The following is a 24,142-nucleotide window of genomic DNA, read 5'->3' as shown; positions in this document are numbered from 1 at the left end:
CATGTTCCAGATGTCGCTTTACTGGTCGTCGGCCTCGCCCTTCGTGCGCAAGGTCATGGCCTCGGCCCATGAGCTGTCCCTGGCCGAGGGGATCGAGATCCTCGAAAGCGCCGCCCATCCGGTGGTGCGCGATCCCCGGATCCAGGCCTTCAACCCGCTGGCAAGGGTGCCCGCCGCGCGCATGGCCGACGGGACCGTGCTTTATGACAGCCGGGTGATCTGCGAATATCTCGACGAGATCGCGGCGGCGCAGGGGCGCGCGCCGCGCCTGTTCCCGACCGGCGCCGCGCGCTGGAGGGCGCTGCGCCGCCAGGCGCTGGCCGATGGGCTGATGGAGGCCGGGCTGCTGCTGCGCTACGAGACGCTCTTGCGCCCCGCGCCGCTGCACTGGCCGCTGTGGATCGAGAAGCAGGGCGAGAAGATCGCGGATGCGCTGGATGCGATGCTCGCCGATCTTCCCGACCCAGAGACCGTCGATATCGGCACGATCACCTATGCCTGCGCGCTCGGCTGGCTGGACTTCCGCTTCCCCGACCTCGACTGGCGCAAGGGGCGCGGGCCGCTGGCCGACTGGCACGCCGCCTGCGAACGGCGCCCCGCCATGCTGGCGACGCGCCCTTGCGCATGAGAATGCCACGGGCGCGAAACGCCCGCGGAACCAGGAACACCGAAAGGAAGGCACAGCCCGATGGCCCATCACCGTCACCGCAAGTTCAACACGCGCGACACCTATCCCGAACAGGCGCTGGACAACGACCTCGCCCAGGCGGTGGTGGCGCGCGGGACCACGATCTTCCTGCGCGGCCAGTGCCCGCAGGACCTCGACACGGCGCGCAACATCGACAGCCACGACCCGGTGGAGCAGACCCACAAGGTGATGCGGAACATCCGCCAGCTTGTCGAGGAATGCGGCGGGCGGATGGAACATGTCACCAAGCTGGTGGTCTATCTGACCGATGTGCGCCACCGCGAGGCGGTCTATCGCACCATGGGCGAATATATCCGAGGCGTGCATCCGGTCTGCACCGGGCTGGTGGTGGTCGCGCTCGCCCGTCCCGAATGGCTGGTCGAGATCGACGCGACCGCCGTCATACCGGACTAGGCGCGGGCCCGGGACTTTCGATTTTCGAAGGTTTTCGCGTGGTCGTGGGGGATTATCGGCCCGGGGAATATCAGAAAGGAAACGTCATGACCTTTTCCATCATCGGCCATTGCCCTGAAACGGGAATGTTCGGCCTTGCCATTTCCTCTTCCTCGCCCGCCGTGGCCTCGCGTTGCGCCTTTGCCCGGGCCGGGGTCGGCGCCGTCGCGACCCAGAACGTCACCGATCCGCGGCTGGGGCCCCATGCGCTCGACCTGATGGCACGCGGCGCGACGGCGGCCGAGGCCCTCGCCATCCTGGAGCGCAGCGGCGAGCATATGGCCTGGCGCCAGGTGCTGGCGGTCGGGCGCGATGGCCAGAGCGCGATCCATTCCGGCGCAAGGGTCCTGGGCCAGTGGAGCGAGGCCCAGGACCGCGATGTCGCCGCGGCGGGCAATCTTCTGGCCGACACCGCCGTCCCCGAGGCGATGGTGGCCGCCTTCCGCGACAGCGGCGGGGCCGCGCTTGGCGACAGGCTGATCGCCGCGCTGCGGGCCGGACTTCTCGCCGGGGGCGAGGCCGGGCCGGTCCATTCCGCCGGGCTGCTTCTGGTCGACCGCCACGACTGGCCGCTTGCCGATCTGCGCATCGACTGGACCACCGATTGCCCGGTCGCCGCGCTGACCGAAGCCTGGGGGGTCTTCCGCTCGCAGATGGCCGACTATGTGACCCGCGCGCTCGATCCCGGCGCGGCGCCGTCCTATGCTGTGCCGGGAGACGATTGAGCCGCCTCGCAACCGATCAAGACGAGAGGACCCCATGCCGCTTCGCTTCACCCTTCGGCAGCTTGAATATTTCATCGCCGTCGGCGAGGCGGGCAGCATCACCACGGCGGCCGAGAAGGTGAACGTCTCGGCGCCGTCGATGTCGTCGGCCATCGCCCAGCTTGAGGCCGGCTTCGGCGTCCAGTTGTTCACCCGCCGCCACGCCCAGGGCTCGGCCCTGACGCCGACCGGCATCCGCTTCATGGAACAGGCCCGCGCGGTGCTGGCCGAGGCCGCGAAGCTGAACGAGCTTGCCAATGTCTTCACCGATGCGGTGCGCGGCTCGCTTCGTGTCGGCGGGCTGCGGACCTTCGTCCAGACCATGATCCCGCAACTGCGCCGCAGCTTCGAGGACAAGTTCGAGAATGTCGATTTCAGCCAGATGGAGCTGGATCAGGCCCAGATCTTCGAGGCCCTGGGCCAGGGCCGCATCGATGTCGCGCTGACCTACGATCTTTCGCTGCCCAGCGACATCACCTTCGAGGCTTTGGCCGAACTGCCGCCCCATGTCCTCCTGGCGCCCGATCATCCGCTGGCCGGTCGCGACCGGCTGCGGCCCGGGGATCTTCTCGACCACAGGATGGTGCTGCTGGACCTGCCGCACAGCGCCGAATATTTCATGTCGCATTTCCGCAATCTCGGCCGCCGCCCCCGCATCTCCGAGCGCACGACCGAGATTTCGGTGCAGCGCAGCCTCGTCGCCTCGGGCTACGGCTTCGGCATCACCAACCTGCGCACGGTTTCCGAGGAATCCCTCGACGGGATGCCGCTGAGGTTCGTCCCGCTCGACAGCGATGTGCAGGTGCTGCGGCTGGGGATCGCGATGTCTCGCGTCGCGCATGTCTCGCGCACCATCCGCGCCTTCATCGAACATTGCCATGAGGCCGCCGATGCCGGTGCGATGCCGGGGATCGTCATCCGCGCCTGACCCCCTCGGGGTCCGGGCGGGGCCGGAAACCCACGGTCCGGGCTGCCCCGGGGGCGGGCACGGCGGAACCATCCTTCCGCGCGCAAGTTGGTAAGGCAGCGTCGGGCGATCCATGCCGAAGACGCGGCCAGTCGGGTGCGGCCAGCCGGGGGCGGAGGAGGGGCCGACCCGAAAGCTGCGCGAAACGCGCCGACGGGCCTTTTGTTCGGAATGTAATCGGGGGGAGGGAAGCCGATGAACGTCACGCGGCGGAATGTGCTGCTTGGAACCGCCGCCCTGGCCGCGGTCGGCGGCGCGGCGGTGATGGTGCCGATGGCAATGCGGCCCGGAACGATGGCGCCCTCCACCTCTCGCGCAAGGCCGGTCGCGGGCCAGGCCGACCTGCCGCCCGAGGCAGATGTGGTCATCGTCGGCGCCGGGATCATGGGCGTCGCGACCGCGTTCTTCCTTGCCGAAAAGGGCCTCTCGGTGGTGGTCTGTGAAAAAGGCGGGATCGCCTGCGAGCAGTCGAGCCGCGCCTATGGCCAGGTAACCAATTACGGCCTGCCGCAAGAGGTGGTCGAACTCGGCCAGCACAGCAAATCGCTCTGGCGCGCGATGAACGCCCGGATCGGCCGCGATACCAGCTATCGCGATTACGGCCGCGTGCAGGCTTTCCAGCAAGACAGCGAGATCGAGGCCGCGCGGGAATGGCTTGCGGGGGCCGAGGCCGCCGCGCCCGACCACGCCCCGATCCGCGCCCGCTTCGTCGAGGGGGCGGAACTGGCAGAAATGCTGCCCGGCGCGCAATCGGACTGGAAAATGGGGCTTTACCAGGACGACGACGGCGGGATGGAGCCCGCGCTCGCCGCCCCTGCCGTGGCCGAGGCCGCCATCGCGCGCGGCGTGGCGATCGTGACCGACTGCGCCGTGCGCGGCTACGAGACCGAGGCGGGCGCGATCTCGCATGTCGTCACCGAGAAGGGCGCCATCCGCACCGGCGCGCTGGTGGTGGCGGGCGGCACCTGGTCGCGGCTTTTGCTGGGCAATGCCGGGATCGGCTTTCCCGTCCTGCCGGTCTATCTGTCGCAGCAGCGGATCGGCGCCGTCGACGGCCCGCCCGCCTGCGGCGCCGTCGGCCGCGTGGTCTGGCGCAAGGAGGTCGACGGCAGCTATTCCAACGGCCCGCGCTTCATGACCGCGCCGATCCTGCGCGACAGCTTCGCGCTTCTGCCCGATTTCCTGCCCGCGCTGCCGGGTATGCTGATGGGCGACACACCGCTGGACATGGCGCTCGGCGCCGACCTGACGCGCTCTTTCCGGGTCGAGCGGCAATGGCGGCTGGACGAGCAGACCCCGTTCGAGCGCGCGCGGATCATGGCGCCGACGCAGAACGACGGCACGCTGGATGAATCGCTCGGCTGGCTGCGAGAGGAATTTCCGGTGTTCAACCAGGCCCGCGTGATCGAGCGATGGGCCGGAACGGTCGATGTCGCAAGGGATCAACTGCCGGTCATCGGCCCGATCCGCGCGGTTCAGGGCCTGTTCGTGATGGGCGGCTTCACCTTCGGCCTGACCCAGGGACTGGGCGCCGGTGAGCTGATGGCCGACCTGGTGGCCGGCACGGCCCCGGCCATCGGCCCGAATCATTTCGAGCTGGAGCGGATCACGGGCGGAAAGGCGGGCCGATCCCGCCCGGCCTAGCCGCGCCCGGCCATCCGGGCCAGCGTCCGGTCGCGCCACAGCCATTCATGCACGATCACCATCGCGACATGGCCGAGGATGAGGGCGAGCAGCAGCCAGGCGACCTCGCCATGCAAGGCGTCGCCCAGCGTCACCATCCAGGCGACGGGCTCGTCCCGGGCGGGAAACACCGTGATCCCGAAGGGCGCGAAGGCGCGCTCCTGCCCGAAGGCGCGCAGCAGCGCCGACAGGGGCACCACCAGCATCACCGCGTAAAGCGCGAAATGCCCCAGCCGCGCCGCCAGCCCGATCAGCCCGGCGCCATGCGGGGGACGGCGGCGGCGGTTGACCAGCGCCCAGAGGATCCGCGCCAGGATCATCACGAACAGCAAGGCCCCGATCGGCTGGTGCAGGCCAACGAAGAAGCCCGAGACCGGATGCCGCCCCAGGATCCCGCGCAGGATCATGCCGGTGAACTGCCAAAGAATCAGCCCGGCGATCGACCAGTGCAAAAGCCGCGTCACAAGGCCATAGGCGGCGGGCCGGTCAAAGATCTCGATCTGGCGCATTCGGACGGGCTCCTGTCGCTGGCACATGCTCTGACCCGCCCATAGCAGGCTTGGCACCACCGCCCAACCGGGGGCAGCGGAAAGTTGACTTATTTTCTTTGACATACTAACCCCTGCCCGCGCTTCCCCGTCCCGCAAGCGGATCCCAGCGATGCCCCCGACCGACCCGACCCTGCCCCGCCAGATCTGGCCCGAGGATCTCGCCGCCCGCTATCGCGCCAAAGGCTACTGGCGGGGCGAGAGCTTCGGCGATCTCCTGCGCGCGCGCGCCGGGGCCCATCCCGACCGCATCGCCGTCGTCGCGGGCGACGAGCGGCTCAGCTACGGCGCCCTGCTGGCCCGGGCCGAGGCCGCCGCCTGCGGCTATCTCGACCTCGGCCTCGTGCCGGGCGACCGGGTGATCGTGCAGATCCCCAATGTCGCGGCCTTCCTGCCCGCCGTCTTCGGCCTGTTCCTGGCCGGGCTGATCCCGGTCTATGCCCTGCCTGCGCATCGCGAGACGGAACTGGCGCATTTCGCCCGCAAATCGGGCGCGCGGGCGATCGTCACCGTCGACCGCCACGAAGGCTTCGCCTATCCGCCGCTGGCCGAAAAGCTGCGCGCCGAGGTGCCCGCCCTTGCCCATGTCATCGTGGCGGGCGAGGCGGGCGGGCATGTCGCCTTCGACGGGTTCCGCGCGGACGGGCGCGACCTGCCCCGGCCCGATCCGGCCTCGGTCGCCTTTCTCCAGATCTCGGGCGGCTCCACCGGGCTTTCCAAGCTGATCCCGCGCACCCATGACGATTACATCTACAGCTTCCGCGCCAGCGCCGGGATCTGCGGGCTGGACGCCGAAAGCGTCTATATGTGCGCCCTGCCCGCCGCCCATAATTTCGCCATGAGCTCGCCCGGCGTCTTCGGCGCGCTTTCAGCCGGGGCGCGGGTGGTGATGGCGCCGAATGCGGCGGCCGAGACCGCCTTTTCCCTGATCGCGCGCGAGGGGGTCACCATCACCGGCGTCGTGCCGCCGCTGGGGCTTCTGTGGATGGAGGCCGCGCGCAAGACCCCCCACGACCTGGGCAGCCTGCGGGTGCTTCAGGTCGGCGGCGCGAAATTCATGCCCGAGGCGGCGGCGCGGGTGCGCGGCGCGCTCGGCTGCGGGGTGCAGCAGGTCTTCGGCATGGCCGAGGGGCTGGTGAACTACACCCGCCTCGACGACGACGAGGCCACGATCCTCACCACCCAGGGGCGCCCGATCAGCCCCGACGACGAAATCCTCGTCCTCGACGATGCGGGCGCTCCGGTCCCCGACGGCACCCCGGGCCATCTGCTGACCCGCGGCCCCTATACGATCCGCGCCTATCACGACGAACCGGCGGCCAATGCGCGCAGCTTCACCCCCGACGGGTTCTACCGCACCGGCGATATCGTCATCCGCCGCCCCGACGGCTATCTGACCGTGCAGGGCCGCGCGGGCGACCACATCAACCGGGCGGGAGAGAAGATCTCGGCCGAAGAGGTCGAGGACCATCTTCTGGCCCATCCGATGGTCTTCGACGCCGCCGTGGTCTCGATCCCCGACGACTATCTGGGAGAGCGCAGTTGCGCCTTCGTCATCCCGCGTGAGGGCGGGGCGCGCCCGAAGGCCGCCGAGATCAAGGCCTTCATGCGCACGCGCGGGCTTGCCGAGTTCAAGGTGCCCGACCAGGTGGTTTTCGTGACGGAATTCGCCACCACCGCCGTTGGAAAGATCAGCCGCAAGACGCTGCGCGCCGCCCTTCGGGCGCAGTTTCTCGAGAAGGAGACCGGGGCATGAGCCTGACGCTGGAACGGATGCGCGCCGATATCGCGCGGATGATCCACCTCGACCCCGAGGAGATCGGCGATACCGACAGCCTGCCCGACCTCGGGCTCGACAGCCTGCGGCTGATGCGGCTGGCGATGGAATGGGAAGAGGCCGGGCTGAAGGCCGATTTCTCGATCCTGGCCGAACACGGCACCCTGGGCGAATGGTGGGCCGAAATCTCGGCGCGGGGGCTGGCGGGCTGAGATGGACGGCAACGGGGCACCGCCCGGAAGCTTCGCGCTGACCGAGGCACAACAGGGGTTGTGGTATTTCCAGGCACTCGATCCCGCCAATCCGATCCTGAACACCGGGCAATATCTGGAACTGTCGGGCGCGGTCGACCTCGCCGCCCTGCGCGAGGCCATGGCGCGGACCATCCACGAGACCGGCGCGCTGCGGCTGCGCTTCGGCCCCGGGCCGGTGCAATGGCTGGCCGAGGCGGGGCCCGAGATGGCCGAGGTCGACCTGACCCGCCATCCCGCCCCCGAACCCGAGGCGCTGGCGCGGATGCAGGCCGACAGCGGCCGCGCGATCGACCTCGCGCGCGACCAGAACGCTGCCTTCACGCTCTTCCATCTCGGCGGCGGGCGGTATTTCCTTTACCAGCGCATCCACCATCTGGCCATCGACGGCTACGGCTTCGTGCTGCTGACCAACCGCATCGGCGCGCATTACGGCCATCTGACCGCGCAGGCGCCCGAGCCCCGGGCCTTCCGCGGGATCGAGACCGCCTTCGAGGAGGATGCCGCCTATATCGCCTCGCCGCAGCGCGACGGCGATGCCGCCTGGTGGCGCGCGAGGATGGCCGACCTGCCCGAGGTCACCGGCCCGGCCCCGGGCCGCGCCGTCAGCGCCGGGCATTTCCTGCGCCACGCCACCTGGATCGCGCCCGACCTGCTGGCGCGGCTGCTGGACTGGTCGGACCGGAACCGGATGAACTGGACCGATGTGCTGACCGGCCTTGTCGGCGCCTATCTGGCGCGCTGGACCGGGGGCGAGGTGGTGGCGGGCCTGCCCTTCATGGCGCGGATGGGCCGCAAGATCGCAAACCTGCCCTGCATGGCGATGAACGTCCTGCCGCAGCGCATCAGGCCCGACGAGGATGCCGCCCTGGCCGACTGGCTCGGCCCGCTGCTGCAGGAGATGCGCGAGGCGCGGCGCCACGGCCTCTACCGTTCCGAGGCGCTGCGCCGCGATCTCGGCCTCGTCGGGGGGGCGCGCAGGCTTTACGGCCCGCTGATCAACATCCAGCCCTTCGACCGCCCGCCGGTCTTCCCCAGGCTGGAGGTGAAGCTGCACATCCTGGGCGCCGGGGCGGTGGACGACCTGACGCTGACCTTCCGGGGCGATCCCGAAAGCGGCATGCTGTTCGAGGTCGACGCCAATCCGGCGCTTTACGATGCCGAGGTCATCGCAGGCCATTCCGCGCGCCTTCCCGCCTTTCTGGACGCGACACTGCGGGCGGGGCGGCTGGCGCCGGTCGCCACCGCCACCCCCGCCGAGATCGCGCGGATCGACGCCGCCAATGCCGCGACGGCCCATCCCCTGCCCGACACCACGCTGACCGCGCTGATCGAGGCGCAGATGCAGGCCCGACCCGAGGCCCCCGCGCTGGTCTTCGGCGACGAGGTGCTGAGCTATGCCGAACTCGACCGGCGCAGCGCGGCGCTGGCCGCGCATCTTCAGGCGCGCGGCGCCGGGCCCGACCGGCTGGTCGCGGTGCTGCTCGACCGTTCGGTCGAGCTTTCGGTGGCGCTGGTCGCCGTGCTGCGCGCCGGGGCGGGCTATCTTCCGCTCGACCCCGACCACCCGCCCGCGCGGCTGGCGGGGATCCTGGAACAGGCCCGGCCCGTCGCGGTGCTGACCTGTGCCGCGCTTGCGGACCGCCTGCCCGGCGACGCGCCGCTGCTGATCTGCGAGGACTGGCCGGACGACGAGGGCCGCCCCTCGGGCCGTCCCGCGCCCGGGGATCTGGCCTATGTCATCTTCACCTCGGGTTCGACCGGGGCGCCCAAAGGCGTCATGATCGAACATCGCGCCATCGTGAATCGGCTGCTCTGGATGCGCGACCACTACGGATTCGAACATCGCGACCGGATCCTGCAAAAGACCCCGGCAAGCTTCGACGTCTCGGTCTGGGAGTTTTTCCTGCCCTATCTCTGCGGCGGAACCCTGGTCATGGCGCCCCCCGGCGCGCATCGCGATCCGGTCGAACTGGCGCGGCTGATCCGCAACCATGGCATCACCACGCTGCATTTCGTGCCCTCGATGCTCTCGGCCTTCCTGGCCGCGCCGCAGGCCCGGGGGCTGCAACTCGCGCGCGTGTTCTGCTCGGGCGAGGAGCTGACCGCCGACCAGCGCGCGCGCTTCCACGCCACCGTCACCGCCGGGCTGCACAACCTCTACGGCCCGACCGAGGCGGCGGTGGATGTCAGCCACTGGTCTGCCACGCCGGACGACCGCTCGAACCCGCTGCCGATCGGCTTTCCGGTCTGGAACACCGCGCTGCGGGTGCTGGACGACCGGATGCGCCCGGTGCCGCCGGGGCTAGCGGGCCATCTCTATCTTGGCGGGGTGCAACTGGCGCGCGGCTATCTGGGCCGCCCCGACCTGACCGCCGAGCGTTTCGTCCCCCATGAGGGCGCGCGGCTTTACGCCACCGGCGACCTGGCCCGGCTGCGGCCCGACGGGGCGGTGGTCTATCTGGGTCGCTCGGACCATCAGGTGAAGATCCGGGGCCTGCGGATCGAGCTGAGCGAGATCGAGGCCGCGATCATGGAAACCGGCCTCGCGCGCGAGGCGGTGGTGATCGCGCGCGAGGAGAATGGCGAAAAGCGCCTCGTCGGCTATGTGGTGCCCGCGGGGGGCCATCGTCCCGGCGCCATCGCGGCGGCGCTTGGGGCAAGGCTGCCCGCCTATATGGTGCCCGCGGCCGAGGTCGCGCTCGACGCGCTGCCGGTCACCGCGAACGGCAAGCTCGACCGCAAGGCGCTGCCCGCCCCGGTCTTCGCCGCGCGCGGGCGCGCGGCCGAAACGCCGACCGAGATCCTGCTGGCCCGGCTTTTCGCCGAGATCCTGCATCTCGACGCGCCGCCCCCGGCCGAGGCGGATTTCTTCGCCCTGGGCGGCGACTCGCTGTCGGCGGTGCGGCTTGCGCTGCGGATCGAGGAAGAGACCGGGCGCGAAACCGGCATCGGCACGATCTTCGAACATCCCGCCATCGCGGCGCTGGCGCAGCGCCTGGATGGTATCGCGGACGGTATGGCGGCCGGGGACGGCTTGGGCCCGCTGCTTCTGCTGGCCGAGGGGGATCCGGCCGCGATGCCTTTGGTGCTGCTGCATCCCGCCGGGGGGCTGGGCTGGGGCTACCGGACGCTCGCCCGCGCCATCGCGCCCGAGCGGCGGGTCTATGCGCTGCAACATCCCTGCCTCGATCCGGCGCAGCCGGTCCCCTCCAGCCTGACCGCCCTTGCCGCCGGTTACAACGCGCGGCTGGCGGCGGCGGGACTGGGCGGGCCGCTGCATCTGGCGGGCTGGTCAGTCGGCGGGCTGATCGCGCAGGAGATGGCAGTCCAGCGCGGGGAAGCGGTCGGCATGGTCGCGCTGCTGGACAGCTATCCGGCGGATGTCTGGCGCGCAGAGCCTGAACCCGATCCGGTCGCGGCGCTGCGCGCGCTGCTCGCCATCGCCGGCCACGATCCCGACGGCCATCCCGAACTGGACAGCCGCGCCAAGGTGGTGGGCTTCCTGCGCCGGGGCGGCGGCGCGCTGGCCGCCCTGCCCGAGCCGGTGCTGGACGCCGTGGTGCGGCTGGTCACCAGCACCAACCGCCTGGTGCGCGGCCATCATCACCGCGCGATGTCCGGCCGCCTGACCCATATCCGGGCCGGGCGGGACCACCGCGACCGGGACCTGACGGCGGCGCTCTGGCAACCATGGGCCGCCGAGGTCGCCGCCCATGAAATGCCCTTCCTGCATGCCCAGATGATCTCGGCCCCGGCGGTGGCGCAGATCGCGCCGCTTCTGCGCGCGGCAATGGCGGATCAGCCCGCCGCGTAGGGCAGCGCCAGCGGAAAGGATCCGGCCAGGGTCTGGATATGGACATGGCCGGGCAGCACATGCAGTTGCGGCGCGGGCCCCTGGTGGCCGGCCAGCGCCCGCACCAGCGCCAGCGTCGCCGGGGCGGGCCCGTCGGGCGGCGGGCCGCCGCTGCCCGAGCGTTTCTCGCGATCGCCGAGCGCCACCAGCAGCGGCGCCAGCGCATGCCGCGCCCTTGCCGCATCGGCGATGCGGCGGATCAGCGGCTCGTCCCACCAGATAGAGGGGCTGATCGCGGCGAACCGCGCGAAGGCCTCCGGTCGGGTGAGCAGGGCGTAAAGCGCGAAGAGCCCGCCGAAGGAATGACCCCACAGCGTGCGGCGCGCCGGATCGACCGCGATCCCCGCCTCGGCGGCCTCGCGCAGCGGGCCGGTGAGCCGGTCCAGAAACAGCGCGGCGCCCCCCGCCATCCGCCCCTCATGCACCGGATCGGGACGGATGCCGTCGCCGGGCCCGTCCGGTGCGGTGAAATCCAGCGTCCGCAATTCGCGCGCGAACTGGCGGTCGGTGTCGTAGCCCACCCCCACCAGCACAAGGCCCGGGGCAAGATCGAGATGGCTCTGGTCGAGATAGTCGAAGGCCGCATTGCCATCGAGAAGATAGGCCACCGGCCACCCCCCCGGCGGGGGCGGCGCTTTCGGCACGGCCAGGAACAACCGGTGCCCCGGCCCGGTCCCGACCGCCTTCTGCGACAGCACATGGGTCGGGCTGCCGGTCACGAAAAGTTGCAGCTCCGCAGGCCGGGTGGCATGGGCCGGGCCGACTTTTCCGGTCTCTGACATTCCCTGATCCCCGCGCGCATCGCGCCAAAGCAAGTTGACAATTGTGCTCAAGAATATACTGATGCGCCCGTCGAATGCCAGCCTGTCAAGACGGACCAGCCCCTCGACCACAATTCTGGATTTGGAGAGGATCATGGCGAATTTTCCCGGTAATTTCTTGCGTGTAACGCTTGGCGGCACCGCGCTGGCGGTGATGGCGCTGGTCGGCCCGGTCGCGGCGGAAAGCGTCTTCACGCCCACCGGCCTGGGCTTTGTCGGCAATGTCAGCGCCAGCTCGGCCGAGCGCGGCAAGCCGATCGTCGCGGGCGGCAAGGCGGTGATCGCCGGCACCGGCCTGCTGCCGGGCCAGGAAATCACCCTGCAACGCGGCGCCACCGTCCTGAGCGGCGACACCCCGGTGATCGTCGATGCCGAGGGCAATTTCAGCGTCGAGGTCGATGTGGATTCCGAAGCCTCCGTCGGGCTTCAGCCCGTGCTGGTGATCGCCGAGAAACCGGCCGCCGCCACCGTGGTCGAGGTGAAGGTCTCGCCCGACCTGCCGCTTTCGGGCGCCGAGAAATTCGAGGCGACCGTGGTCGCCACCCCGGCCAGCCCCTACCAGACCGCCTATAGCGCGGCCTCGAACGCGATCTTCGTGACGGCCGCGGTCGGGCGCCCGCCGGTCACCGACTCGACCCTGTCCAAGGTCGATGCGACCACGCTGGAAACGCTTGCCTCGATCAACCCCGCCGCCGCCCCGGCCCGCCCGGACGGCAGCGACGGCGGGCTGTTCGCCGTCTACGGCATCGCCGTCGACGATGTGAACGGCAATGTCTGGGTGACCAACACGCGGCAGAACACCCTTTCGGTCTACAGCCAGGCCGACCTGTCGCTGGTCAAGCAGTTCGAGCCCGGCGTGACCCCGCATGCCTTCAGCGTCGAGATCGACGCCGCCAAGGGCCGCGCCTTCGTCAGCCTGGGGCGCGGCGCCACGATCGAGGTCTTCGACACCACGACGCTTGAGCATGTCGGCTCGGTCGCGCTGCAATCTACGGTTCGCGGCCAGAGCTTCGGCGGCCAGGACATCGACCTCGACGCCGAAAGCGGCACGCTGGTCGCGGTCAGCAACACCACCGCCGAGATCGCCGTGCTGGACACCGAAACGCTTGAGGCCCGTGTGCTTCCGGTGGCCGGGCTGCGCAGCGCCTCGTCCATCGCCTATGACGCCAAGGACGATGTCGTCTTCATCGTCGCCCAGGGGTCGGACAATGTCGTGATCGCCAAGGCCTCGGACGGCAGCGTGCTGCATGACGTCAAGACCGGCGCCGGCGCGCTTTACGTCACCTTCGAGCCGGTCAGCGGCCTTGCCTTCGTCGCCAATCGCGGCGCGGGCACGGTGACCGTGGTCAGCCCGGCGGGCGAGGTGGTCGCGAACCTCGACGCGGGCTCGCTGCCGAACGAGGTCAAGGCCGACGGGCTGGGCAATGTCTGGCTGGTGAACAAATCCTTGGGCGACGAGGATGCCACCGGCAACCGCCTGCACAAGCTGACCCCGGTCGCGCAATAATCCCCCGGGCCGGGCGTGCCCTTGCGCGCCCGGCCCCCTCCCTGCTTCGCCCGCACCTGCCCTTCGCTTGCAAAGGCCCGCCCATGCTTCGCGCGATTGCCCTGGTCGTGGCCCTGATCGCCGCCCTGCCCGCCCGGGCGGAAGTGCGCGCGACCGACATCCTGGGGCGCGAGGTGGTGCTGGACACCCCCGCCCGCCGCATCGTCCTGGGCGAGGGACGGCACATGTCGGTCCTGGGCCTGCTGCATGACGATCCGGTCGCGCTGGTCGCTGGCTGGCGGCTGGACAAGGCGCTCGACCCGCCGACGCTCGACGCTTATCGTGCCCGCTTTCCGCAGATCGACGCCATCGCCCCGGTCGGATCGGGCAACCGCGACATCTCAGCCGAGGCGGTGATCGCGCTGCAACCCGACCTTCTGGTGCTCTCGCTGATCGACGCCCGCGATCCAGGGATGGCGCATGCGGTCGATCTGATCGAGATCGCCGGGATCCCGGTGGTCTATGTCGATTTCTTCTCGCATCCGCAGGAAAACACCCTGCCGAGCCTGCGCGTCCTTGGCGCGCTGACCGGCGCCGAGGGCCGGGCGGCGGAGTTCGAGGCCTTCTATACCGAACGGCTGGACCGCATCCGCGCGCGGCTGGAGGATCCCGCCATCCCGCGCCCGCGCGTGTTCTTCCATGTCCATGCCGCGCCGCAGGGCTGCTGCTCGACCGTGGGCTCGGGCGTGTTCCATGATTTCATCACCACCGCCGGCGGCCATAACGTCGGGCAAGAGGCGGTGGAGAACGTGCTGGGCAGTGTCAGCATGGAATTCCTGCTGGCGTCGCAGCCGGATTTCTACATCGCCACCGGCGGCGCGCATATGGCGGCGCGCGGCGGGCTGGTGCTGGGCTCGGCCGTGGATCCGGCCGAGGCCGAGGCCAGTTTCCGCGCGCTGATCGCCGCCCCGGGCTTTGCCGCGCTGCCCGCGGTCGAGGCCGAACGGGCCGCGGGGGTCTGGCACCTGTTCAACGATTCACCCGTGCATATCGCGCTGATCGAATATCTGGCCAGGACCTTCCACCCCGATCTTTTCGCCGATATCGACCCGGCGGCGACCCTGGATGAGATCGAGACCCGCTTCTCGCCGGTGCGGGTGCCCGGCACCTGGTGGGTCGGCGGCGCACCATGAGCGGGGCCGTCCTCGCCCGGTATCACCGCCGCAACCGGCGGCGCCTGCTGCTTGTCGCGGGCATGGGGCTGGCGGCGGTGCTGGCCCTGGTCCTCGACATGACGACCGGCCCGGCGGGCCTGCCCTTCGGCCAGGTGCTGGGCGCGCTGACCGGGCTGGTCGAGGTGCCGCGCGCCGCCGAGGTGATCGTGTGGAACGTCCGGCTGCCGGTGGCGCTGATGGCGCTTCTGGTGGGCGCCGCGCTGGCGCTGGCGGGGGCCGAGATGCAGACCGTCCTGGAAAACCCGCTGGCCGAGCCGTTCACCCTGGGCGTGTCGGCCGCCGCCGCCCTGGGCGCCGCGATGGCCATCGTGCTGGGGCTGGTGATCCCCGGCCTGCCGCCGGTCTGGGGGGTTTCGGCCAATGCCTTCCTGTTCGCGCTTGGCGCGCTTTTGCTGCTGCAACTGCTGGGCCGGTTGCGCGGCGGCGGGACCGAGGTGCTGATCCTTTTCGGCATCGCGCTGAATTTCGCCGCCGGGGCGTTCCTGTCGCTGCTGCAATTCGTGGCCTCGGCCGATGCCTTGCAGCAACTGGTGTTCTGGACCATGGGCAGCCTTGCCTCGGCCACCTTGACCTCGGTCAAGATCCTTGCGCTGGCGCTGCTGGCGACGGCGCCCTTCGCCTTTCGCGCCTCGTGGCAACTGACCGCGCTGCGCATGGGCGAGGAACAGGCCCGCAGCTACGGCGTCGATGTCACCCGCCTGCGTCGCTGGGCGCTGCTGCGCGTCAGCCTGCTGGCGGCGAGCGCGGTCTCCATGGTCGGCATCATCGGCTTCGTCGGCCTGGCCGGGCCGCATATCGCCCGCATGCTGGTGGGCGAGGATCACCGCTTCCTGTTGCCCGCCAGCATCCTGACCGGCGCGCTGGTGATGTCGCTGGCCTCGGTCCTGTCCAAGGTCGTCGTGCCGGGGGTGCTGTTGCCGGTGGGGCTTGTCACCTCGCTGATCGGGCTGCCGATCTTCTTCGCGCTGATCCTGCGGGGGCGCGCGCGATGAACGCGGGACTGGAGATCGGCGACGCGACCGTGCGCTATGGCCGCAAGGTGGTGCTGGACCGCTTCAGCCTGCCCATCCTGCCGCCGGGCCAGGTGACGGTGCTGGCCGGGCCCAATGCGGCCGGGAAATCCACTTTGCTGCGCGGCATCGCCCGGCTGGCGCCGGTGCAGGGGCGCTTCCTGCTCGACGGCGCGGATCTGAGCCGGATGAGCGCGCCGGAACGCGCCGGGCGCATCGGCTTCATGCCCCAGGCCCTGCCCCTGGGCGCATCGCTTTCCGTGCTGGAAAGCACGATCACCGCCCTGCGCGCGGGCGGCGCGCATCACGGGCCGGACGCCGCAGCGCAGGCGATGGCCGTGCTGGACCGGCTGGGCATCGGCGCGCTTGCGACCGAGCCGCTCGACCGGCTGTCGGGCGGGCAGCGGCAGATGGTCGGCCTGGCCCAGGCCACGGTCCGCGACCCCAGGCTTCTCTTGCTTGACGAGCCGACCTCGGCGCTGGATCTGGCGCGCCAGGTCCGCCTGCTGTCCGAGGTGCGCCGCATCGCCTCCGAGGGTCGGGTGGTGCTCGCGGTGCTGCACGATCTGGCGCTGGCCGCCCGCTGGGCCGACCGCATCGCCGTGCTGCACCGGGGCAGGATCCACTCCGAAGGCCCGCCGGAAACCGTCGTCACCCCCGCCATGCTGGCCGAGGTCTACGGCGTCGAGGCCCGGGTCGAGCATTGCTCGCAAGGTCGGCTGACGGTGCTGATCGACCGAGAGCTGCAGGCCGCGCCGTGACCCTGCTGGCCCGGACAAGCCGGTGGATCCTGCGGGGCGAAAGCGCGCTTGGCGCGGCGATCGTCGCGGTGATCGCGCTGGCGGTGCTGGCGGGATCGGTGGCGCGCGGGCTTGGCCTGCCGCTGATCTGGACCGACGAGCTGGCGACGCATCTGATGGTCTGGCTGGCCTTTCTGGGCGCCTCGACGGGGGTCGCGCTGCGCAATCACATGGTGATGGGCCTGCTGCCGGAACATCTGTCCGCCCGGGGGCGACGCATACTGGCGCGGCTGGTCGGCCTGCTGGTGCTGGCGTTCTGGCTGGCGATGCTGGCGGTCTGCTGGCGCTGGCTCGACCCGCCGGGGCTGATCCGGGCGGGCGGCGGCAGGGCGCTGGCGCGCGAGACGTTCAACTTCGTCTGGACCGATCCGACCGTGACCCTGGGGGTCCGCAAGATCTGGTTCTGGCTGATCGTGCCACTGACCTCGGTCACCGGGCTGATCCATGCGCTGGCCGCGCTGGCGGCCGATTGGCACAGCGCGCGGGAAGGGGCCCAGGCATGATCGCGGGCCTGTCCTTTTTCGGGCTGATGGCCCTGGGCCTGCCCTTGGCCTTCGCCATGATCGCCGCCGCCTGGGTGCTGATCCATGAGGGCGGCAACCCGCTTCTGATGCAGGGTTTCGCCCAGCAATTGTTCGCCGGGATCGAAACCCCCGCCATGCTGACCCTGCCCCTGTTCATCCTTCTGGGCGAGGTGATGGGCGCAAGCGGCATCGGGCGGCGCCTTCTGCGCCTGGCCGAGGCGCTGCTGCCGCCCCTGCGCGCGGGCCTGGCGCAGGTGAACCTGCTGTGCAACCTGATGATGGCCTCGGTCCTGGGATCGACCGTCGCGCAACTGACCGTGATGTCGCGGCTTGCGGTGCCCGAGATGGAACGGGCGGGCTATCCGCGCGAAACCGCCGCCACCGTCACGGCGGCCGGAGCGCTGCTGGCGCCCGTCCTGCCGCCCTCGATGAACCTGATCGTCTTCGCCGCCGTGGCGCAACTGCCGGTCGCCGACCTGTTCCGGGCCGCGATCCTGCCGGGCCTTGCCATCGCGCTGGCCTTCGTCCTGGTCATCGCCTGGACCGGACGGCGCGAGAACCTGCCCCACAGCGGCCGGTTGTCGCGGCGCGAGCGTCTTGGCGCGATCCGCCAGGGCCTGCCCGGCCTGTTGGTCCCGGTCACCGCCATCGGCACGATCATGACCGGCATCGCCACCCCGACCGAGGCCGCCGCCTTCGCCACCCTCGCCGCCCTGGGCATCGGCGGGCTGAACGGCGACCTGCGGCCGCGGGCGCTGCCGGGGGTGCTGTCGCGCACGGCGGTCACCTCGGGCGTCGTGCTCTATCTGGTCGCGGCGGCGCAGGTCGTGGCCTGGGTGCTGACCTTCAGCAACGTGCCGCAGCTTGCTGCGAACTGGATCGAGAATGTCGCGGGCTCGCCGCTGATGTTCCTGCTGCTCTTGAACCTGCTGCTGCTGGTCCTGGGCACAGTGCTGGAGCCGATCCCAGCGATCATCCTGACCGCGCCGGTGCTGCTGCCGGTCGCGACCGGGGTCTTCGGCATCGACCCGCTGGCCTTCGGGGTGATCCTTTGCGCCAATCTTGCGCTTGGCCTGCTGACGCCGCCGGTCGGCGCCGGGCTTTACACCGCCGCGCTGATGACCGGGGTCTCGCCCGGGCGGCTGTCCTGGCGGCTGGCCCCCTATTTCATCGCGGTGCTGGCGGTGATCGCCGGCCTGTCGGTGTTGACCGCGCTTGCCGCTTCCTGAGGAGGATAGGATGACGTCTTTCAAATCGCTGCTGGGGGCCGTCGCGCTCTCGCTGGGCGCGCTGGCGCCTGAGGCCCCGGTTCACGCGCAAGAGCTTCGGATCGGGCTGATCACGCCCCCCGCCCATCAATGGACCAAATCCGCCGCCCACCTTGCCGAGCGGCTGGCCGAGGAAAGCGGCGAACGGCTGGTGCTGACCGTCTTCTCCTCGGGCCAGCTCGGCAACGAGGCACAACTGCTGCAACAGCTTCAGGCCGGGGCGCTGGACATGGCCTTCATGACCGTCGGCGAATTCGCCAATCGCGATGCCGAATTCGGCGCGCTGACCGCGCCTTATCTGGTGGAAAGCGCCGAACAGGCGGCGCAACTGCTGGAGGGCCCGACCGCGACCGGGCTGCTGGACAAGGCGCTGGATCTGGGCGTCGTCGGCCTGGGCTGGGGCATGGCGGGCATGCGGATCGTGCTGGTGTCGAAACCGCTGGGCGAGGACGGCACCGTCGCGGGGCGCAAGATGCGCACCGTGCCGCTGGCGCAGGAGCTTGATTTCTGGAGCCGCGCCGGGGCGGCGCCGACGCCGCTGCCGCTGCCCGACCTGTTCGACGCCTATGCCAACGGCCAGATCGACGGCATGCAGATCGACCTCGAAGGCACGTTCAACACCCGCTTTCACGATTATTCGGCGGCGGTGCTGGACAGCGAGCACATGATCTTCCCGATGATCGCCGTGGTCTCGGCCCGCAAATGGCAGACCCTGACCGAAGAGGACCGCGCCCTGATCGCCCGCCTGGTCGCCGAGGAAACCGCCGCCATCCGCGCGGCCTATCCCGGCATCGACGCCGATTACCGCGCCCGCCTGGCCGAGGACGGCGCGCCCCTGGTCAAGGCGGGGCCCGAGATCTTCGGCAATGCCGTCGAGACCTGGTATGAAGAATGGCGCGGCCGCACCCCGATCCTGACCGCGCTGGAGGCCGAGGCCGCCACGCTCAGGTAGAGCCGCCCGGGGGGGGGGCGTCGCGGCGCAAAGGGGTGGCGCCCGTTGCCTCTGTCGGCCCGCCCCTTCCGGGACGCACCTTCGGATGGGCCGGGATCGGGCGGGACAGGCATCGGGCGGGCCGGACAGGGGCGCTCACGCTCGACCTAAACCGGACGAAGGCGCGGCGGGCTTTCCTGCGCGATCTGGCCCCGTTCACGGCGCTGCTGGCGCGGGTCCTGACCGGGGAGGGGGCGGTGCAGCTTCTGGTCGGGCTGCGGCCGCCGTCGCAGATCGAGGCGAAGGTGGCGGCGCTGCGCTCGGGCCCGGCGGAAAGGCCGGGGCAGGATTTCCCGACCGAGGTGCGCCCCCTTGCCGCCGAGATCGACACGCTGCCCGACAGCCGCGCCGAAGAGGCCGAGCGCGCCCGCCGCCGCGCCGCCGATCTGGCGCATGGGCTGAAGACGCCGCTTCAGGCCCTGATGGGCGAGGCTAGGCGCCTGCGCGAGCGCGGCGATCCCGCCGCCGACGGCATAGACCAGATCGCCGACGGCATGCGGCGCCATATCGACCGCGAACTGGCCCGCGCCCGGATCGGCGTCGCCCGCGCCCCCACCCCGGTCGATCCGCTGCGCATCCTTGCCGCTATCGTCGCGGTGCTGCGCTGCACCCCCGAAGACGCGGGTATCGCATGGGAACTGCCGCGATCCGCGCCCGCGAAAGCGCGCATCGATGGCGACGACCGGACCGAGGCGCTTGGCGCGCGGAGGGAGAACGCCGCCCGCCACGCCCGCTCGAAAGTCGCGATCAGCCTTGCGATGGAGGGCGCTTCGCTGCGGATCGCGCCTGGACGATAGCCCCGGGATCGCGGATGCGGATCTCGCGCGGATCCGCGAGCGCGGCGTCCGGCTCGACAGCCACGGATCCGGCAGCGGCCTCGGGCTGGCGATCGCGGGCGAGATGGTGGAGCAGGCCGACGGTCGGCTGGTGCTTGAGAACGCGCAGGCGGGCTTTCGGGCCTCGATCCTGCTGCCCGCGGCGTGAACCCGGCCTGGGTCGCGCCCAAGTCACGGGGCGCTCCCGCTCAAAGCCGGGGACGCCGGAGCTCGAAGACCTCTTCGACCGCGCCGAAATCCAGATAGCCCAGCCGGGCCAGGGGCGCATAACGGGTGACGTCGAAGCGCCCCTCCCCGGTCAGGCAGTCGTCGCGCAGATGCACGGCCAGAACCTCGGCGATGACGAGGCGGTTGTCGCTGCCCTCAAGATCCACGATCCGGCCAAGGCGGCATTCCAGCGCGGCCGGGGCATCGGCCACCCTGGGGCAATCGATCAGCCGACAGGGCGCGACGGGAATGCCCAGGGCCTGGAACTCGTCCGTCTCGCGCGGATAGGGGGCCGAGCTTGCGTTGAGCCGCGCCGCATCCGCCACCCCGGCGATATTGACGCAGAAGACACCGGTCTGGCGGATGTTGTCGAAACTGTCCTTGCCCTCGGCCCGGTCGGCCTTGCGCCCGACCGAGGACACGACGATCTGCGGCGGCGCATAGGCGACGGCGGTGAAGAAGGAATAGGGCGCAAGGTTGTGCCGCCCCTGGGCGTCGCGGCTTGAGATCCAGGCCACCGGCCGGGGCGAGACGATGGCCGCGAAAGGATCATGCGGCAGGCCGTGGCCCTGTGCGATACTGTAGAACACCCGTCGCCCCCCGATCCTGCGCGGCCCCGCGTTCCGGCGCTACAGCCCGCGAAGCCATTCCATCACCTCGGCCGCCGCGGTGACATCGCCGTATTTCTGGCCGATATCGTAAAGATTGGCCAGATGCGGCGCCTCGGCCCGGTCGGCGCAGCAATCGGCGGGCACCAGCACGTTGAACCCGGCCTGGACCGCATCCACCACCGAGGCGCGCACGCAGCCCGAGGTGGTGGCCCCGGTGACGATCAGCGTATCCACCCCCGCCCCGGTCAGAAGCGCGGCCAGATGCGTCCCGGCGAAGGCCGAGGCGCCCTTCTTGGCAAGGATCGGATCCCCGGGCAGGATGCCGGTCGCGGCATCCACCTGGACCAGGCGCGAGCCTTCGAGCAGCGCGGCCATGCCGATCGCCTTGCGCAGCCAGGGCAGATGCGCGATCTCGCCCGGCTGATAGGCGATGGTGGTATAGATGACGGGAAAGCCCCTGGCGCGGGCCAGATCGGTCAGGCCGCGCGTGGCCGCGACCTGCGCCCCCATCGGGGCGGCGGTGGGATAGCGGGCGGGATCGGTGAAGCCATAGGTGAAATCCACCACCAGGACGGCGGGCCTTCGCCCCCTTGGCACCGGGCGGCCAAACCCCGCCGCGTCATAGACGGTTTCTTGCGTCATCGCTGTCTCCTTCGGGAAAAACGCGGCCCCGCCGCCGGGGCGAGGGGGCCGCAAGGCTCAGGAAGAGAGAGGGGTCAGTCGCGGGCCATCTGGATTTCCTTGACGACGATATCGCCGTCGACCACCACCGGCACGTCGTCGAGGAACAGCGAGCAGTCGCGCATCGGGATGTCCAGGTGGCAATGGGTGTCGTTCGGCCCGCCGAGCTCGTTGTTCGGCCCGGTCGAGAACATGACATTGCCGTAGAAGCTGCGCGGCTCCATCCCCATGCCGCCCTCGAAGCTGCCGGGGACGAAATTGTGCCATTTGGCATGGGGGTTCATGCCCCAGCCGACATGGCTCATCCCATAGCCGCGCCTGTCGTTGAAACTGTCCATGTAGGATTTGACGATCTGCGCCTCCAGCCCGCCGCGAATGTCGGTGATCCAGCCCTTTTCGATCGTATAGGTGATCGGCTCGCGCACCATCAGGTTCTGCGGCAGCAGGATATCGCCCGGCGCGACCACGATCCGGCCATCGACGCCATCGTCGTCGCCGCCGGTGAACACGAAGCCCGAGGGCCAGTGGTCCCAGCGGCCGGGCGTGTCGTTGCAGGCATATTCGGCCATGGTCGGATAGGTGTTCAGCCTGTAGGTGACATCGGTGCCATGGGCCGAGGTGATGCGCATCACCTTGGCCTTTTCAAGGATCGAGGCCGCGATCTCGACCTTTTCGCGCAGTTCGGGGTAGGGCATCATCCGCGCCAGCAGTTCGGGCGGCTCGACCGCCGTCAGGATGCGGGTGCCCGCCGCCTGGATGGCGAATTGCTCGGGCGAGAACAGCAGGAACACGCAGTCGATCAGCATGTCGCAGTTCTTCAGCGCCTCGACCGCGTCGGGCATGGCGGCAAGGCCCGTGACCCCCACCGACCAGCCGTCGCTCGGTAACGGCGCGGGCAGGCGCATGTGATACATCCGCGCCCCAAGGCGCTGGCCCGCGGCCATGAAGGCATCGGCATAATCGAGCCGGTCGTTGCCCTGGGTCAGCACCACGAGGCGCTCGCCCTCATGCACGCCGGACATCTTCAACTGATGCAGGCAGATTTCGGTGAAGCTTGCTTGATCCATTTCTGTCTTCCCTGTTCTGGTCGTTCGGTTCAGGCGGAGAAATCAGTGGCCAAAAAATCCTTGGCGGAAAAATCCATGACGGCGGCAAGGAACCCCTCAAGATCGTCCCAGGGGATCATGTGGCCCGCCCCCTCGACGCGGCGGATCTCGATCCCGGGCACCAGCGCGGCGATCTCTTCGGCGTCTTCGGGCAGGACCACGGTCGCGCCCCCGGCGATCACGAGCCGCGCAGGCAGACCGATCTTCGGCAGGTCGGCATGGATGTCGTCGGTCGAGAAGCCCTCGAACGCCTGGCGGATCGCGCCCCATCGGCATGTGTGCAACCATTCGGCCCGCAAGGCGCGCTGTTCCTCGGTCCAGGAGGGGCAGAAGGCCCGCATCTCCTCGGCCGAGCAGCCCTTTTCGGCCAGGCGGATGGAATCGCCATACCAGGCCCAGTTCGCGGGATAGCGTCGACGGCCCGGCCCCGAGACCGGCGGATCCACCAGAACCAGCCCGGCGAAGGGCGCGGGATCGCGGGCGGCGGCGCGGATCGCGATCCGCGCGCCCATGGAATGGCCCAGGACGATCGGGCGGCGCATGTCGGCCGCCACGGCGATGGCATCGCCCGCCATGGCGTCCAGCGTGTAATCCAGATCGCCCGACTGGCTGAGCCCCCTGCCCCGCACATCCAGGATATGGGTGTCGAACCGTTCCGCCAGCCGCGCACCCACGAAGCCCCAGGTGATCGCGGGCGAGGTGATCCCGGGGATCAGCAGAAGCTGCGGCGCCCCCCCGGGCCCGGGGTAATGCAGCAGGTGCTGGCGGATGCCGTTGGCGTGAAGGTTATAGCCGCGTGCCATGGTCCGCCCCCTCAATAGCCGCCCGAGAGCAGCGCGCTGCCCCCCGGCACCCTGGTCGGCAGGCCCAGGCCGCGCAGCATCGACCAGGTGGTGGCGATGGCGGCGGTCAGGACGGGTTTGCCGGTCTGCGCCTCGACCAGCGGCACCGCCGGAAGCGAGGGCATCTGCACGCAGGCCGAAAGCACGATCACATCGGCATCGGCGTAATCCATGCCCGCGACGATGCCCGGCAGGTTCATCGGATCATGCGCGGCCACGGCCAGGTTGTCCTGGATTTCAAGCGCGCGGGAATCCGTGACCTCGAACCCCTCGTTGGCGATGTAATCGACCACCATCGCGGTCAGGGGCTTCATATAGGGCGTGACGACGGCGATCTTCCTCGCGCCAAGCGCCTGAAGCCCTTCGATCAGCGCGCCCGCGGAATTGACCACGGCGCCCGCGCTGCCATTGCCGCGCACCACGCCCGTCAACCGCTCGGCCGAGGCGCGGTGATAGCCCAGCCCCATCGACATGATCGCCACCAGACAGGCATAGCCCATGACATCGACCCGGGCGTCGGACAATTCCAGCGCGCAGCGGTCCGAGGCGGCGTCCATCGCCGACAACTCGTCCCTGGTGACGTGCTTCATGCGCATCCGCGCCGAATGGAAGGTGAAACGCTCCGGCGCGATGGTCTCGCGCAGGCGCAGGAGCGCGGGGATCTCGGTCTCCATCGTGACGTTCGACGAGGGGACGATCTGTCCGATACGGATGGGCTTCATGGTCTGGCCTGACTG

At 70.1% G+C, this 24,142-nt stretch carries 24 protein-coding genes; 17 read left to right on the top strand and 7 right to left on the bottom strand.

Annotated elements, in window-relative coordinates:
- The first annotated feature begins 1 nt into the window (after window position 1).
- The 5 genes from ABNX41_RS03585 (at window position 2) to ABNX41_RS03565 (ending at window position 4,516) form a co-directional block, all read left to right on the top strand.
- A complete protein-coding gene (locus ABNX41_RS03585; protein WP_438668356.1) occupies window positions 2-628 on the top strand; it encodes a glutathione S-transferase family protein in 627 nt (208 codons plus the stop codon).
- A 60-nt stretch (window positions 629-688) separates the two neighbouring features.
- Window positions 689-1,102: a RidA family protein gene (locus ABNX41_RS03580; RefSeq protein WP_438668355.1), complete on the top strand. Its 414-nt coding sequence runs from the start codon at window positions 689-691 to the stop codon at window positions 1,100-1,102.
- Window positions 1,103-1,188: 86 nt separating this feature from the next.
- Window positions 1,189-1,866 carry a DUF1028 domain-containing protein gene (locus ABNX41_RS03575; protein WP_438668354.1) on the top strand — a complete coding sequence of 226 codons (678 nt, stop codon included), beginning with the start codon at window positions 1,189-1,191 and terminating at the stop codon, window positions 1,864-1,866.
- A gap of 34 nt (window positions 1,867-1,900) precedes the next feature.
- The gene (locus ABNX41_RS03570; protein WP_438668353.1) at window positions 1,901-2,833 is read left to right on the top strand and encodes a LysR family transcriptional regulator; all 933 of its coding nucleotides are present in this window, start codon (window positions 1,901-1,903) and stop codon (window positions 2,831-2,833) included.
- Window positions 2,834-3,067: 234 nt separating this feature from the next.
- Entirely contained in the window at window positions 3,068-4,516 is a 1,449-nt protein-coding gene (locus ABNX41_RS03565; RefSeq protein ID WP_438668352.1) for an NAD(P)/FAD-dependent oxidoreductase, read from the top strand.
- On the opposite strand, the gene ABNX41_RS03560 is transcribed toward ABNX41_RS03565, so the two are convergent.
- Window positions 4,513-5,064: a cytochrome b gene (locus ABNX41_RS03560; protein WP_438668351.1), complete on the bottom strand. Its 552-nt coding sequence runs from the start codon at window positions 5,062-5,064 to the stop codon at window positions 4,513-4,515. The two genes, ABNX41_RS03565 and ABNX41_RS03560, sit on opposite strands and share 4 nt — an antisense overlap.
- A gap of 151 nt (window positions 5,065-5,215) precedes the next feature.
- Here ABNX41_RS03560 and ABNX41_RS03555 point away from each other — a divergent pair, with 151 nt between their 5' ends.
- From ABNX41_RS03555 to ABNX41_RS03545, 3 genes are read left to right on the top strand one after another with little or no spacing between them, the layout of a single operon-like run.
- Window positions 5,216-6,859: a (2,3-dihydroxybenzoyl)adenylate synthase gene (locus ABNX41_RS03555; RefSeq protein WP_438668350.1), complete on the top strand. Its 1,644-nt coding sequence runs from the start codon at window positions 5,216-5,218 to the stop codon at window positions 6,857-6,859.
- Window positions 6,856-7,092 carry a phosphopantetheine-binding protein gene (locus tag ABNX41_RS03550; RefSeq protein ID WP_438668349.1) on the top strand — a complete coding sequence of 79 codons (237 nt, stop codon included), beginning with the start codon at window positions 6,856-6,858 and terminating at the stop codon, window positions 7,090-7,092. The genes ABNX41_RS03555 and ABNX41_RS03550 overlap by 4 nt, the downstream gene beginning before the upstream one ends.
- A 1-nt stretch (window position 7,093) precedes the next feature.
- Window positions 7,094-10,948, top strand: coding sequence for a non-ribosomal peptide synthetase (locus ABNX41_RS03545; protein WP_438668348.1), 3,855 nt, complete (start codon window positions 7,094-7,096; stop codon window positions 10,946-10,948).
- Here ABNX41_RS03545 and ABNX41_RS03540 read toward each other — a convergent pair.
- On the bottom strand, window positions 10,933-11,769 hold the full coding sequence (locus ABNX41_RS03540) for an alpha/beta hydrolase (protein WP_438668347.1): 837 nt from the start codon (window positions 11,767-11,769) through the stop codon (window positions 10,933-10,935). The two genes, ABNX41_RS03545 and ABNX41_RS03540, sit on opposite strands and share 16 nt — an antisense overlap.
- Window positions 11,770-11,902: 133 nt before the next feature.
- Here ABNX41_RS03540 and ABNX41_RS03535 point away from each other — a divergent pair, with 133 nt between their 5' ends.
- From ABNX41_RS03535 to ABNX41_RS03495, 9 genes are all read left to right on the top strand, one after another.
- On the top strand, window positions 11,903-13,315 hold the full coding sequence (locus ABNX41_RS03535) for an NHL repeat-containing protein (RefSeq protein ID WP_438668346.1): 1,413 nt from the start codon (window positions 11,903-11,905) through the stop codon (window positions 13,313-13,315).
- Between the two features lie 83 nt (window positions 13,316-13,398).
- Window positions 13,399-14,487, top strand: a complete 1,089-nt coding sequence (locus ABNX41_RS03530) for an ABC transporter substrate-binding protein (protein ID WP_438668345.1) — start codon at window positions 13,399-13,401, stop codon at window positions 14,485-14,487.
- On the top strand, window positions 14,484-15,521 hold the full coding sequence (locus ABNX41_RS03525) for a FecCD family ABC transporter permease (protein ID WP_438668344.1): 1,038 nt from the start codon (window positions 14,484-14,486) through the stop codon (window positions 15,519-15,521). The genes ABNX41_RS03530 and ABNX41_RS03525 overlap by 4 nt, the downstream gene beginning before the upstream one ends.
- Window positions 15,518-16,300: an ABC transporter ATP-binding protein gene (locus tag ABNX41_RS03520; protein WP_438668343.1), complete on the top strand. Its 783-nt coding sequence runs from the start codon at window positions 15,518-15,520 to the stop codon at window positions 16,298-16,300. Before ABNX41_RS03525 ends, ABNX41_RS03520 begins: the two co-directional genes overlap by 4 nt.
- Window positions 16,297-16,842, top strand: coding sequence for a TRAP transporter small permease (locus tag ABNX41_RS03515; RefSeq protein WP_438668342.1), 546 nt, complete (start codon window positions 16,297-16,299; stop codon window positions 16,840-16,842). Before ABNX41_RS03520 ends, ABNX41_RS03515 begins: the two co-directional genes overlap by 4 nt.
- Window positions 16,839-18,092, top strand: a complete 1,254-nt coding sequence (locus ABNX41_RS03510; RefSeq protein ID WP_438668341.1) for a TRAP transporter large permease — start codon at window positions 16,839-16,841, stop codon at window positions 18,090-18,092. Before ABNX41_RS03515 ends, ABNX41_RS03510 begins: the two co-directional genes overlap by 4 nt.
- A gap of 10 nt (window positions 18,093-18,102) precedes the next feature.
- Window positions 18,103-19,083, top strand: a complete 981-nt coding sequence (locus ABNX41_RS03505; protein WP_438668340.1) for a TRAP transporter substrate-binding protein — start codon at window positions 18,103-18,105, stop codon at window positions 19,081-19,083.
- 35 nt (window positions 19,084-19,118) lie between these two features.
- Window positions 19,119-19,919, top strand: coding sequence for an ATP-binding protein (locus ABNX41_RS03500; RefSeq protein ID WP_438668339.1), 801 nt, complete (start codon window positions 19,119-19,121; stop codon window positions 19,917-19,919).
- Window positions 19,876-20,106 (top strand): ATP-binding protein, encoded by a 231-nt coding sequence (locus ABNX41_RS03495; RefSeq protein ID WP_438668338.1) that lies wholly within the window; start codon window positions 19,876-19,878, stop codon window positions 20,104-20,106. The genes ABNX41_RS03500 and ABNX41_RS03495 overlap by 44 nt, the downstream gene beginning before the upstream one ends.
- A 40-nt stretch (window positions 20,107-20,146) precedes the next feature.
- Here ABNX41_RS03495 and ABNX41_RS03490 read toward each other — a convergent pair whose 3' ends face one another.
- The 5 genes from ABNX41_RS03490 to ABNX41_RS03470 all read right to left on the bottom strand — a co-directional run bounded on the left by ABNX41_RS03490 (window position 20,147) and on the right by ABNX41_RS03470 (window position 24,127).
- Entirely contained in the window at window positions 20,147-20,755 is a 609-nt protein-coding gene (locus ABNX41_RS03490) for a flavin reductase family protein (protein WP_438668337.1), read from the bottom strand.
- A 39-nt stretch (window positions 20,756-20,794) separates the two neighbouring features.
- Window positions 20,795-21,418 carry an isochorismatase family protein gene (locus tag ABNX41_RS03485; RefSeq protein ID WP_438668336.1) on the bottom strand — a complete coding sequence of 208 codons (624 nt, stop codon included), beginning with the start codon at window positions 21,416-21,418 and terminating at the stop codon, window positions 20,795-20,797.
- 74 nt (window positions 21,419-21,492) lie between these two features.
- Window positions 21,493-22,524, bottom strand: coding sequence for a 2,5-dihydroxypyridine 5,6-dioxygenase NicX family protein (locus tag ABNX41_RS03480; RefSeq protein ID WP_438668335.1), 1,032 nt, complete (start codon window positions 22,522-22,524; stop codon window positions 21,493-21,495).
- 29 nt (window positions 22,525-22,553) lie between these two features.
- The gene (locus ABNX41_RS03475; RefSeq protein ID WP_438668334.1) at window positions 22,554-23,366 is read right to left on the bottom strand and encodes an alpha/beta fold hydrolase; all 813 of its coding nucleotides are present in this window, start codon (window positions 23,364-23,366) and stop codon (window positions 22,554-22,556) included.
- A gap of 11 nt (window positions 23,367-23,377) precedes the next feature.
- Window positions 23,378-24,127 (bottom strand): maleate cis-trans isomerase family protein, encoded by a 750-nt coding sequence (locus ABNX41_RS03470; RefSeq protein ID WP_497883246.1) that lies wholly within the window; start codon window positions 24,125-24,127, stop codon window positions 23,378-23,380.
- Window positions 24,128-24,142: the final 15 nt, after the last annotated feature.

Source organism: Pseudogemmobacter sonorensis (assembly GCF_042762395.1).
GTDB classification, from domain to species: domain Bacteria; phylum Pseudomonadota; class Alphaproteobacteria; order Rhodobacterales; family Rhodobacteraceae; genus Pseudogemmobacter; species Pseudogemmobacter sonorensis.
The sequence above is the reverse complement of the archived record's forward strand: the minus strand, read 5'-3'. Positions and strand labels throughout refer to the sequence as shown.